The sequence below is a fragment of the Achromobacter sp. Marseille-Q0513 genome (assembly GCF_018195695.1).
GTDB lineage: Bacteria > Pseudomonadota > Gammaproteobacteria > Burkholderiales > Burkholderiaceae_B > Achromobacter.
In genome coordinates this window covers 1-11,819 of sequence record NZ_JAGTJY010000188.1, presented here as the reverse complement: position 1 = coordinate 11,819, position 11,819 = coordinate 1, and the positions used below count along the sequence as shown (strand labels likewise).

Sequence of the window (11,819 nt, the reverse complement as noted above, 5' to 3'; positions counted from 1 at the left end):
GTCCGGGCGTGCGAGGGCGGCGGGGACAATGCTGCCGCCGGTTTGTCCGATGCCAGCGCGGGCCGGGGCACTTGCGCCAGATCCTGCCAGGTGCGCGACACCTGCGCGTATGTCTGCCGGGGTAGCGGCTCTGCGGCCAGCCATGCCGCCAATTCGTGCTCGTCCTCGGCCGTCCAGCTGGCATCCTGGCGGCGCACCAGCCATTCGGCCGCCGCCTCATGCAAGGCAAGCGGATCGGGCGGAACAGAGGAAGGGGCGGCGGTCATCAAGGAGCGGAATCGCTATTGTTGTTCTTGTCCAGGCCGGCCGGATCGGCGGCGGGGCGATGCAGCTGCTGCATCTGCGCAACCGTAGCATAGTGCACCCGGACCTCGCAGTAGGCGATGGCCCGCGCCAGATGCTTGACCACCATGCGCCGCGAGATCTGCATGCGCGCGGCGACCTCGTCCTGCGTCAGTCCGTCGAAACGGCTCAGCACGAAGGCCTCGCGCTGGCGCTCGGGCAGTTCCTGCAAGGCCTCGCCCAGGCGCGCCAGCCGCTGCTGATGCGCCGCCGCGTGCATCGGACACGAGGCCTCGTCGCTCATCATGGCCTGCCCGTCGTCGGCGGCCTCGTCGAAGGAAACGGTCCGCAGGCGCCGGCCCGCCTGGCGCTCGCGGAACTCGTCGGCCACGCCGTTCAGGACGGTCTTGCGCAGGTAGGCGCCTTGCTCGTCGGTGGAGGCCAGCGCGGGATCGGCCGCCACCCATTTGACGACGCCGTCATGCAGCGCGTCCTCGGCGCTGCCGATGCTGCCCTTGAAGCGGGCCAGGCCGCGCAGCAGGGGCAGGCGCCAGCGGGCGTAGGCCTTGGCGATGGGGGTTTCGGTTTTGGCGTCGGAGGCGGAGGAAGCGCCGTTGGATGCCAGCAGAGGGTTGCGGCTCATGCCGCGCGTTCCCTCTGGTATGCGGGCGACGGCCGTGCTGCGTCCGATGCTGGACGGAACAGGAACTGACGTGCGCACGAAACTGTAGGGATGACGACCACGGAGCCTGCTGATTGACCATGGGCCGTCGCCCTGTGCGGCGTCGGCTGGTTGAGAGTGCGAGGATTGTACTGAGATACATTCTCAATATCAATGTGCTGCTATGTGCCTGCCTGGGCCAAGAGCCTGACGTCCCTATCCTGGAAAAATGCACGTTCAACATCGACTGCGCGCCAGGCGCGTTGTTGGTTACCGTGATAATTCCATCCGCGTTCCCGGCCATGTGCGTTCATTTCCGCAGCGCGAGTCGTTGCCAGGTCGCACCATTCCTTGTAGATGTCGGACTTTCTTACAGTCACGCCACCGCTGTTGGCCGAGATCGCCAACTCGTGCAATTGGCCTGCGTGCAGCGCCTTGGAAACAACCCGGTCGTAGACGCCGCAACGCTCAAAGGACATTGCGGTAAGCACTTTGGATGCGAAGGACAATTGTCCAAATTCAGGTAGGGTCGCCACCGAGCGTATGGCCGCACTGATATCGCCGCCGGCCAAGTGTCGGGCGGCGGCTTGCAGCGCGGCCTGTACGCCTGCGGGGCCAGGGTGCTTCCTTCTTGCTTTCGGTCTGCCGTTGGCGGCCCACGCCGCGCGTACCAGGGCTCTGGCGGGGGTGTTCCTTGAATTGTTCAAAGCGCCGGAATAGAAACCCCAGTATGCGATCGAGGCCAGCCCGAGGAGCGCTTGCAGCGGTTCATGGGATCGCAGGCGCTCGGTATGCAGACTTTCCCAGTCATCAAGGAACGGCTTTGGCTGTGCCGCGGGGATCGGAATATAGTTGCCGGCTGGATCCTGTCTGAGCGCTTCCAAATACACCAACGGATAGGCATATTTGTTCCTTGCGTCCAGCAGGCGTTGGTCAAATGCAGTCCAAAGCATGGCCGCTCCATGAAATTGATGTGATGTGTCGTGACATGGACCCGACGGGATGCCACGCAAGAAGTTCTCCAGGGAATGCCGCGTCGGGATAAACCGTCAATACGGTTTCATTGTGTGGATCTGGTTCTTGGCCAGTCGTTGGACGCCGTAGGCGATGGCTCCGCCGAACACATTGGACTCCATCATGCCGGGAACCCGTGCGATCACGTATTCATCCGTTTCTTCAAGGATCTGCGAGTTGGCGAAGTACATGTCTTCCGGCTTGGTATACATCCCCAGCCCGCCCATCTTGCTGCCAAGCAGATTCAGGCTGCCGAGATTGACCCGCTTGCCGGTGGCGGGCAGGTCGCCCTTCAGATCTCGCTTGACGAGGTCCGCGAGCGCAGTTGCCCCAGTGTTGAGCTCTTTCTTGTATTGGTCCAGTTGCGCTTCGGAAAATTGGGCCAATTCCTTATCGGTGTATACCGATTGCAGATGGTAGGTATAGCGGCCGGTCCACTTGGTTTTGGCGTTGTCGACATGGAAGACCAAGGCCAGCCTGAATTTCTCGTCGTCGCAACGCTGCACGAAGACAAAGGGCTTGAGATTAAAATCTGCGGACTCTCCAGATGCCTTGATGCCGGCGGCTTCCAGGGCGGCGGCCGAAGCTGGCAGCGGATCAACCTGTATGACCGAGTCCTTATATTGCTTGGCCATTTCCTGGGACAGGCGAGAGACGTTCATGCTGCCAAAAATCGGCCCTAACAGAATGCTGCCGCCGCCGGTCTGCATGAAGATATAGCGCGTGTCTACGATGTGGCCTGCCTGCTTCGGCAAATACTTCTTCTCAGGCATGTTGGCGGAAACAGAGACTTCCGACTGCATTTCGGCCTGAACGGCAGGAGGCGTCGTTGTCTTGAGCGCGGGAGCGCAACCAGCGGCAAGGACGGCCATTGTCAAAACCAAAGGCGGAAAAAAGCGCATGTTTTCAATCCGTCAGCGAGGAAGAGGGTTTAATTGGGTGAGGCAATGTAACTCAATCTCGAGATGTTTTGAAAAAACTCCTTATGTTAAGAAATACCTGGTTTGTTTATCTTCACCGAAGGCAGGTAGAGCCGGCTCCTGTTCGTTTACTGGTAAGCAGGCTCAAGGTGGATGAGCGGTTGTGTTCATTCAACTAAACAGGCGTTTCCCTGGGGATCTGATACTGCCTCGCGCTACGCATTGCGAGTAAGGTGTGGAGTAAGACCATGACCACACGGCACGCCAGCCCGTGCCACGAGCAGGATCAGAAGACCATGAAGACCCTACGCCGGGCATTGCGCCCCGTTCTTGCCGCAGTCACAGTCGCAACGCTCGCCGCCTGCGCGGACACCCCGCCCCGGCGCGCCGACATGGACTACCGCAGCCGGCCATCTCCCTCGGCACAAAGCCCGAACAGCGCCCCGGCTTCCTCGGACCGGCGCCTGACCATCCAGTCCGGCGAGGGAGAAAGGCTGAATCTTCCCTGGTTCATCCGGGATACGCAGGACTTGATCAACCGCGACTGATTCGCCTGGCGTTGCGGCGATAGCGACTAGCGCGTCTCGCCCTCGATGGCGCCGCCACGCCTGGCCAGCCAGACATTCGCGCGGCCGCATTCCTCATCCCACTCGACATATCGCACCACTTCAAACCCGTTGGCTTCCAGCAGGTCGCGATACTCCTGGCGGTCCAGGCTGCCGTGATATAGCGGCTGTCCTTCGAGTTCTCCGATCGCTTCTCCCAGCGTGGTCCCGCTGGTGAACATCAGCGGCGCGCCTGGCGCGGCCAGGCGTGCGAAGGTGGCGAACATGGGCCGCTGGTCTTCGGGCTTCAGATGAAAGAAGCTGTGCCAGGCGATCAGCCCGTGGAAGGTTTCGTTCAAGGGCAGGCGGCGCATGTCGGCGGCGATCCAGCGGTGATCCGGGAACGCGGCTTGCGCGCCTGCGAGCAGGGGCAGGGAGGTGTCCACGCCCGTGATCTCGCAACCCTGTTCGATCAGGTGGCGGGCGATGGGCACGCCGTTGCCGCAGCCGATGTCCAGCACGCGCGGCTTGCCGGATGCCGGCAGCAGCGCCAGAAAGCGCGTCAGCCAGCCGCGCTCGAACAGATCGCGGCTTCTCTGCTGCTCAAAGGCGCGGGCATGTTCTTGGTACAGCGCGATCACGTTGTCGGCGGGAGCGGTCGGCGATTGCTTCATCTGGGAGCTCATCAATCGGACTGTAGTCCGGGGAGTCATCAAGCGGACGAATATCGGACTGTAGTCCGGGGAATCATCAATCGGACGAATCTTGGATCATGGCCGGATCACGATCAAGCGCGCGGCGAGCATGATCCGAAAAGAACAAGGGCCGCCTGGCGGCGACCCTTGTTTCCATCAACCGGCGGCTCGCGCCGTCAGTCTTCATGCCGGACGATCACGCGCGCCTCAGTTCCAGCGCCCGCCATTGCCCGCCAGGCTGAAGCGGCCCGCGCCCATGAAGGCGATGGCCAGCGCGGTGAACAGGAACATGCCTTGCAGTTCCAGCGCCCAGCCGCCGTTGTTGGTCAGGCTGGCCAGCTGGCCGGTATGGGCCAGCAGGATGGCGACCACCATGTTGATGGCGATGATCAGGCCGCCCAGGCGGGTGTAGATGCCTACGATGATGAGCACCGGGGCCAGGATCTCGCCGATGTAGGCGCCATAGGCCAGAAAGCCCGGCAGGCCGTGCGAGGACAGCATGCCGGCGATGCCGCTGACGCCGCCGCCCGCGAGCTTGAACAGGCCGTGCAGCAGAATCAGGATGCCCAGGGTCAGGCGCAGGATCAGCTTGCCGGTGTCGTCGGATTTGATCATGTTGGGGTTCTCTTATTCAGATTGAGAAGAACAGTGGGCTGGTTGGAGCGCACCGCGAGCCTATGGTTCCTCTGTCCGGTCCCCTTTTTTCCCCGGGGGCCGGACAGGCGCGGCCATTATGGCAAAACCCGAGCAAATCCATCAAGCATTCGGCCAGGGCTTCCTGGGAGCGTTAACCAACGCTTACAGCTCTTCCAGGTAGCGCATGCGGAAGCGCTTGCCCTTGATGGCGCTGTTGGACATGCGCGAGAACGCCTGCTTGGCGATGCGGCGGTCCAGCGCGACGTAGGTATTGAACTCGGTGACGTTGATCTTGCCGACCTGCTCGAACGTCAGGCCGCCGTCGCCGGTCAGCGCGCCCAGCAGGTCGCCGGGGCGCAGCTTGTCCTTCTTGCCGCCCTGGATGCACAGCGTGACCATGGGCGCGCGCAGCGGGCGGTCGGCCTTGGGGCGCAGCGATTGCAGGTCGCCCCAGACCAGCGGGACGCCCTGGTATTGCTCGATCAGGGTGGCCCAGCGCATCTCGTCGGGCGAGCACAGGCTCAGCGCCAGGCCCTTCTGTTCGCCCCGGCCGCTGCGGCCGATGCGGTGGACGTGAACCTCGGTGTCCTTGGTCACGTCGACGTTGATGACGGCGCCCAGGTTCTGGATGTCCAGCCCGCGCGCGGCCACGTCGGTGGCGACCAGTACCGAGCAGCTGTTGTTGGCGAACTGGATCAGGATCTCGTCGCGCTCGCGCTGTTCCAGGTCGCCGTTCAGCGCCAGGGCGCTGACGCCTTGCTGGTTCAGGGCCTCGACCAGGTCGTGGCTGCGGATCTTGGTGTTGCAGAAGGCCAGCGTGGACGACGGCCGGAAATGCGCCAGCAGGCGGGCGACGGCGTCCAGGCGTTCCTCGGGCTTGATCTCGTAGAAGATCTGCTCGATGCGGCTGGCGTCGTGCTGGGCCTCGACCTTGACCTCGGCCGGATTGCGCAGGAAGCGGGCGGCCAGCTTGCGGATGTTGTCGGGGTAGGTGGCCGAGAACAGCAGGGTCTGGCGCTTGGTCGGGCAGTGCGAGGCGATGGCGACGATATCGTCGTAGAAGCCCATGTCGACCATGCGGTCGGCCTCGTCCAGCACCAGGGTGTTCAGGCCGGCCAGGTCCAGGCTGCCGCGCGCCAGGTGATCCTGGATGCGGCCCGGCGTGCCGACCACGACGTGGGCGCCGTGGGCCAGCGACTCGGCCTGGGGGCGCACCGCGGCGCCGCCGCACAGGGTCAGCACCTTGATGTTGGAGATCTGGCGCGCCAGCCGGCGCAGTTCCTGCGCCACCTGGTCGGCCAGCTCGCGCGTGGGGCACAGTACCAGGCATTGCGGCGCCAGCCAGGGCGGGTTGATCTTCTGCAGCAGGCCCAAGCCGAAGGCGGCGGTCTTGCCGCTGCCGGTCTTGGCCTGGGCGATGAGGTCGCGGCCCTCCAGGATCAGGGGCAGGCTCTGCGCCTGGATGGGGGTCATCTGCGTGAAGCCCAGGCTTTCCAGGTTCTGGAGCAGGGCGGGGGCCAGGGGCAGGGAGGAGAAGGCGGTGTCGGTCACGGCAAGGCTGGCCCGCGATGAGCGGGCGCGAGAAAGAAGGTATAGGGCGAGAGTGTAAGGCCTGGCCGCTCAGTCGGCCGCCGATTCCGCGGTTTCATACGTCCGCGCCAGCGCCGCCGCCGCCTGCTGCATGCGCGGCAGCCAGGCGCGGGCCGCGTCGATGGACAGGCGCGCCAGCGGCGCGTGCAGCGCCACGGCGGCCACGGCGCGATTGCCGTGCAGGATGGGCACGGCCATGCAGACGATGCCCAGCAGGTACTCCTCGCGGTCGAAGCTGGCGCCTTCCTTGCGGATGCTGCGGAACTCCGGGTCCAGCGCCTGCATGTCGCACAGGGTGTTGGGCGTGTAGCGCGGCAGCGGCGCGGCGGCCAGCAGGCGTTCGCGCGCCTCGCGCCGCATGTGGGCCAGGAACAGCTTGCCGCTGGCGCTGCAGTGCAGCGGCACGCGCGAGCCGGGCTGCAGGTTGACGCGCAGCGGCCAGGCGGTCTCGACGCGGTCCAGGTAGACGACCTCGTCGCCGTCCAGCATGGTGCAGTTGCAGGTCTCGCCGATCTCGTCGACCAGGCTGTCCAGGATGCGGTGGCGCTCGCCGCGCAGCGGCGAGTTGATCATGGCGTCGCGCGCCAGCGCGGCCAGCCGGGGGCCGCTGACGTAGCTCTTGCTGGCGGGTTCGCGCAGCAGCATGCCGCCGTCGGCCAGCCGCGACAGGATGCGTAGCACGGACGGCTTGGGCAGCCCGGAGGCCTCGGTCAGGGCGGCCAGCGACACCGGACGTTCGGATTGCGCCACCAATTCCAGCAGGGTGAGCGCGCGCAGCGCGGCGGAGGATTCGTCTTTCATCTTTCAAAAAATGAAGATCTGGCCTGTGGCGGCCCGCCCCGTGACGGATTTTGCGGAAAGTGGAACGAGGCGGGATGGGAATGACGGCGCTTCGGGTGCAGTATCGGCGTAGCCCGGCCGATATGCAATCCAGAATCCACCCGTCCAGCGCCGGCCCGCCAGGAGATAGACATGAGCAGCAAGCAACACATGACCCCCAGCGAAGCGTTTGTGGAAACCCTGGTCGCCCAGGGCGTGAAGGACGTCTTCGGCATCGTCGGCTCGGCCTTCATGGACGCGCTCGACCTGTTTCCGGCGGCGGGCATCCGCTTCGTGCCGACGGTGCACGAGCAGGGCGCGGCGCACATGGCCGACGGCTATTCGCGGGTGACGGGCCGGCACGGCGTCTGCATCGCGCAGAATGGCCCGGGCATCACCAATTTCGTGACGGGCGTGGCGGCGGCCTACTGGGCGCACAGCCCGGTGGTGGCGATCACGCCCGAGACGGGCACGTCCGGCATGGGCCTGGGCGGCTTCCAGGAAACCGAGCAGCTGCCGATCTTCTCGCGCATCACCAAGTACCAGGCGCACGTCAACCGCGCCGACCGCATGGCCGAGTTCACGGCCAAGGCCTTCGACAACGCCATGGCCGAGCGCGGCCCGGCGCAGCTGAACATCCCGCGCGACTACTTCTATGGCGAGATCGACGTGGCGATTCCCGAGCCGCGCCGCGTGCGTCGCGGTCCAGGCGCCGAGGAAGACCTGGAAGCGGCGGCCAGGCTGCTGGCCGAGGCGCGCTTTCCGGTGATCGTGGCCGGCGGCGGCGTGCTGTTCTCGGACGGGCAGGCCGAGTGCGTGGCGCTGGCCGAGCTGCTGGGCGCGCCGGTGGTGACCAGCTATCTGCACAACGACGCCTTCCCGTCGCGCCATCCGCTGTGGTGCGGCCCGCTGGGCTACCAGGGCGCCAAGGCCGGCCTGAAGCGGTTGTCCGAGGCCGACGTGGTGCTGGCGCTGGGCACGCGGCTGGGGCCGTTCGGCACCTTGCCGCAGCACGGGCTGGACTACTGGCCCAAGAACGCCCGCATCATCCAGGTGGATGCGGACCATCGCATGCTGGGGCTGGTGCGCCCGGTATCGGTGGGCATCTGCGGCGACGCCAAGCCGGCGGCGGCCGCGCTGGCGGCCAAGCTGGCCGCGCGCGAGCTGGCCTGCTCGGCCACGCTGAGCGCGCGCGCCGACCGCATCATTTCCGAGAAGAGCGCCTGGGAAAAGGAACTGGACGGCTGGTCGCACGAGCGCGACGACTGGAGCCTGGACATCATCAGCCGGGGCGGCGGCCGCATGCATCCGCGCCGCATGCTGCGCGAGCTGGAACTGGCCATGCCCGAGCATGTGATGGTGTCCACCGACATCGGCAACATCTGCTCGGTGTCCAACAGCTATCTGCGCTTCGACGAACCGAATTCCATGCTGGCGGCCATGAGCTTCGGCAACTGCGGCTACGCGCTGCCGGCGCTGATCGGCGCCAAGCTGGGCCGGCCCGACCGTCCGGCCGTGGCCTATGTAGGCGACGGCGCCTGGTGCATGAGCTTCCAGGAACTGCTGACCTGCGTGCGCGAACGCATTCCGGTGACGGCGGTGGTATTCCACAACGGCCAGTGGGGCGCGGAAAAGAAGAACCAGGTGGACTTCTATGGTCGCCGTTTCGTCGGCAGCAATCTGCAGAACCCGAACTTCGCCGAGCTGGCGCGCGCGATGGGGGCGGAGGGCCTGCGGGTCGAGCATGCCGACCAGGTGGGCGACGCGCTGCGCGCGGCCTGCAAGGCGCAGTCCGAGGGCAAGACCACGGTGCTGGAGATGATGGTGAGCCAGGAACTGGGCGATCCGTTCCGCCGCGACGCGCTCAAGCAACCGGTGCGCTTCCTGAAGAAGTACCAGCCCTACGTCAACCAGCCCTTCGCGTCGGGGGAAACGCCGCTGTCGATCGAGCCGGCGGGACACTAGGCGCGCGGACGGGCGCGCGCCGGGGCCGGATCCGGAGGCACGGATGCGGTCCACAGGATCCAGGAGCGGGGATCCGGCGCGGCCTGCCGATACGTCCGCGACAACGGGCCCGGCGGCGCGCCGGGCCGAGGCCAGCGCGCCGCGCGGGGCGGCGCCAGCAGGAGCGAGAAAGATGGCGAGCGATGGATTGTTCGCGCCGCTGCGCGATGCCGCGCTGTCGGCGGGCCGGCTGCGCACGGCAGTGGCGTATCCCTTGTCCGCGTCCAGCCTGGGCGCGGCGGTCGAGGCGCGCGCCGCCGGCTATATCGAGCCGGTGCTGGTGGGGCCGCGCGCGCGCATCGCGCGGCTGCTGGAGGAATCGGGTCTGCCAGCCGGCGGGCTGGAGATCATCGACGCGCCCGACGACGAGCTGGAATCGGCGCGGGCCGCGGCGGCGCTGGCGCGCGATGGCGCCGTGGGCATGCTGATGAAGGGCAGCCTGCACAGCGACCATTTCATGGCGGCGGTGGTGGCGCGCGAGTCGGGCCTGCGCACGGCGCGGCGCATCAGCCATGCCTTCGTGATGTCGGTCGCGGCCTATCCCAAGCTGTTCATCCTGACGGACGCGGCGGTCAATATCGCGCCCACGCTGGCCGAGAAGGCCGACATCGCGCAGAACGCCATCGACCTGGCGCGCTCGCTGGGCGTGGACCGGCCCAAGGTGGCGGTGCTGTGCGCGACGGAATCGGTGAACCCGTCCATGCCGGCCACGCTGGACGCGGCGGCCCTGTCCAAGATGGCCGACAGGATGCAGATACGCGGCGCGCTGGTGGACGGACCGCTGGCGCTGGACAACGCCATCTCGCGCGAGGCGGCGGAGCTGAAGGGCATCGCCTCGCCGGTGGCGGGGCAGGCCGACATCCTGCTGGCGCCCGATATCGAGGCCGGCAACATGCTCTACAAGGAACTCACCTGGCTGACCGGCGCCGGCGCGGCCGGGCTGGTGCTGGGCACGCGCGTGCCGGTCCTGCTGACCAGCCGCGCGGATTCAGTGCAGGCGCGGGTGGACAGCTGCGCGATCGCGGCCCTGCACGCGCGCGCCTCGGCGGCCTAGTGTGCGTCGGGGCTACTCGTCCCAGGCCAGCTTCTGCGGGGCCTCGAACATCGCCTGGTCGAAGTTCGCGGGCAGGCGGTGCAGCAGGTCCAGCAGGGCTTCGCGCGAGAATTCCTGGCCGTAGGAGGCGTTGTCGGCCTCGCAAGGCACTTCGGCCCAGTACAGGTTCTTGGCGGCGTCATGCAGGAGCTGGAAGCTCTGCCCCTGTTCATTGACGATGCCCAGATAGTCGTCCAGATCGAGCAGGCACCAGAAGTAGTCGTCCAGCAGCCCGGCTAGCGTGACGCGGACGTTTTCCTCCGGCTCCACGTGGCGGGCGATGCCGGGATGCTGCTCGAAGCTGGCGTAGACGGTGTAGGCGGTCGGCGATGTGGCGGGGCGGCGCGCGGCGTCGCTGGCGGTGGACGCGGGCAGCTTGCCGGCGAACGGCGCCAGGCCTTCCTCCAGCGTCCAGACCGGGAAATCGTCCTCGTCGGCGCCGCTGGCCTGGCTCCAGGCCTCGCGCGCCACGTACAGCAACGATTCGCACCAGCTCGTGTCGGGATCGGCGTCCGGATCGTCGAACATCGCCGGCCAGCGCAGCGAGGCTTCGAACCACGCCTGTCCGCGCGCGACGGCATGGCAGGCGGCATAGAGCAGCGCGTCGTCGCCAAACGGTCCCGTCCTGGCGCGCGAGGCGGTCAGCAGGGCCGCGAGCCTGTCGGCCAGGCGCAGGGCAAAGGCAACGATGTCATCGGCGGGCAATTGGCCCAGCGCCACACGCAGCGGCGTCAGGCTCTCGTCGTCCTGCCCGGACAGCAGCAGCCGGCGGTCGACATGCGTCATCAGTTGCCAGAACCGGGCTTCGGGCATGGGGGCGGGCAGGGTGGTCATGGGGCCTGACATGAATGGCGATGCCGGATGATACCCAAAAGCCCCGCTGTCCTTGGCCTGGGCAGGACGGTCGGTCCGAGCCGCCTGGTGATGAGTGGCCGACAGCCCGGGTCAGCCTTCCAGCACGCGCAGATCCGGCGGCCGGTTCTCGATGATCGCTTCCATGGCGAAGAATCCGGTCACCGTCGACAGCTCGAAATCCGTGATCAGCTTTTGATAGAACCGGTCATAGCCCGCCATGCCGCGGCAGACCACCTTGATCAGGTAATCCCAGTCTCCGCCGATGCGATAGAACTCGGTGACTTCCGGCAGGCGCTCGACGTGCAGGCGGAACCCGTCGGCCCAGGCCTTGGCGTGGTGGCTGGTGCGGATCATGACGAACACCGTCAGGTCCAGGCCCAGCGCCACCAGGCTGACCTCGGCCCGCGTGCCGCGGATGATGCCGCAGGCATTCAAGCGTTGCAGCCGGCGCCAGCAGGCGTTCTGCGACAGGCCCACCCGATCGGCCAGCTCGCGCTGGGACAAGGCGCCGTCTTTTTGCAGGCAGCTGATGATGCTGAGATCAAACTTATCTATTTTTTCTAATTTATCGTTCATTTGATCTGTATTTGGTAGTTTTGCGCAGAATATAGGTGATGTTTCATCACGGTGTTCCATCGTATGATATTTCGCTATTTACCGGAACCCGCGCCACCATGTCTACCCCCATCGCGACCAGCCCCGCCA

13 protein-coding genes are annotated in these 11,819 nt (G+C 66.2%); 3 read left to right on the top strand and 10 right to left on the bottom strand.

The annotated features are described in order from the left end of the window. The 4 genes from KDH83_RS25900 to KDH83_RS25885 all read right to left on the bottom strand — a co-directional run. A partial coding sequence (locus KDH83_RS25900; protein WP_212320926.1) for a DUF4880 domain-containing protein occupies positions 1–266 on the bottom strand: 266 nt, incomplete at its 3' end. Continuing rightward, a complete protein-coding gene (locus tag KDH83_RS25895) occupies positions 266–925 on the bottom strand; it encodes a sigma-70 family RNA polymerase sigma factor (RefSeq protein ID WP_212320924.1) in 660 nt (219 codons plus the stop codon). The genes KDH83_RS25895 and KDH83_RS25900, both read right to left, overlap by 1 nt. 200 nt (positions 926–1,125) lie before the next feature. Continuing rightward, positions 1,126–1,896: a hypothetical protein gene (locus KDH83_RS25890; protein WP_212320922.1), complete on the bottom strand. Its 771-nt coding sequence runs from the start codon at positions 1,894–1,896 to the stop codon at positions 1,126–1,128. A 96-nt stretch (positions 1,897–1,992) separates the two neighbouring features. After that, entirely contained in the window at positions 1,993–2,859 is an 867-nt protein-coding gene (locus KDH83_RS25885) for a hypothetical protein (RefSeq protein WP_212320920.1), read from the bottom strand. A 314-nt stretch (positions 2,860–3,173) separates the two neighbouring features. Between KDH83_RS25885 and KDH83_RS25880 the strand changes: the two genes are divergently transcribed. After that, entirely contained in the window at positions 3,174–3,425 is a 252-nt protein-coding gene (locus KDH83_RS25880) for a hypothetical protein (RefSeq protein WP_212320928.1), read from the top strand. Positions 3,426–3,451: 26 nt separating this feature from the next. Here the strand turns inward: KDH83_RS25880 and KDH83_RS25875 are convergent, their stop codons facing one another. The 4 genes from KDH83_RS25875 to KDH83_RS25860 form a co-directional block, all read right to left on the bottom strand. Beyond that, positions 3,452–4,096 carry a class I SAM-dependent methyltransferase gene (locus KDH83_RS25875; protein ID WP_212320918.1) on the bottom strand — a complete coding sequence of 215 codons (645 nt, stop codon included), beginning with the start codon at positions 4,094–4,096 and terminating at the stop codon, positions 3,452–3,454. 228 nt (positions 4,097–4,324) lie between these two features. Beyond that, positions 4,325–4,732: a DoxX family protein gene (locus KDH83_RS25870; RefSeq protein ID WP_212320916.1), complete on the bottom strand. Its 408-nt coding sequence runs from the start codon at positions 4,730–4,732 to the stop codon at positions 4,325–4,327. Between the two features lie 183 nt (positions 4,733–4,915). Next, a complete protein-coding gene (gene dbpA / locus KDH83_RS25865; RefSeq protein ID WP_212320914.1) occupies positions 4,916–6,304 on the bottom strand; it encodes an ATP-dependent RNA helicase DbpA in 1,389 nt (462 codons plus the stop codon). A gap of 69 nt (positions 6,305–6,373) precedes the next feature. After that, positions 6,374–7,144: an IclR family transcriptional regulator gene (locus KDH83_RS25860; RefSeq protein WP_212320912.1), complete on the bottom strand. Its 771-nt coding sequence runs from the start codon at positions 7,142–7,144 to the stop codon at positions 6,374–6,376. A 171-nt stretch (positions 7,145–7,315) separates the two neighbouring features. On the opposite strand from KDH83_RS25860, the gene xsc reads away from it, so the two are divergent. Continuing rightward, positions 7,316–9,127 carry a sulfoacetaldehyde acetyltransferase gene (gene xsc / locus KDH83_RS25855; RefSeq protein ID WP_212320904.1) on the top strand — a complete coding sequence of 604 codons (1,812 nt, stop codon included), beginning with the start codon at positions 7,316–7,318 and terminating at the stop codon, positions 9,125–9,127. Between the two features lie 172 nt (positions 9,128–9,299). Next, positions 9,300–10,220 (top strand): bifunctional enoyl-CoA hydratase/phosphate acetyltransferase, encoded by a 921-nt coding sequence (locus KDH83_RS25850; RefSeq protein WP_212320901.1) that lies wholly within the window; start codon positions 9,300–9,302, stop codon positions 10,218–10,220. A 12-nt stretch (positions 10,221–10,232) separates the two neighbouring features. Here KDH83_RS25850 and KDH83_RS25845 read toward each other — a convergent pair whose 3' ends face one another. Together KDH83_RS25845 and KDH83_RS25840 are read right to left on the bottom strand one after the other, a co-directional pair. After that, positions 10,233–11,093, bottom strand: coding sequence for a DUF4240 domain-containing protein (locus KDH83_RS25845; RefSeq protein ID WP_212320900.1), 861 nt, complete (start codon positions 11,091–11,093; stop codon positions 10,233–10,235). 111 nt (positions 11,094–11,204) lie between these two features. Continuing rightward, positions 11,205–11,690 (bottom strand): Lrp/AsnC family transcriptional regulator, encoded by a 486-nt coding sequence (locus KDH83_RS25840; RefSeq protein WP_103274168.1) that lies wholly within the window; start codon positions 11,688–11,690, stop codon positions 11,205–11,207. Positions 11,691–11,819: the final 129 nt, after the last annotated feature.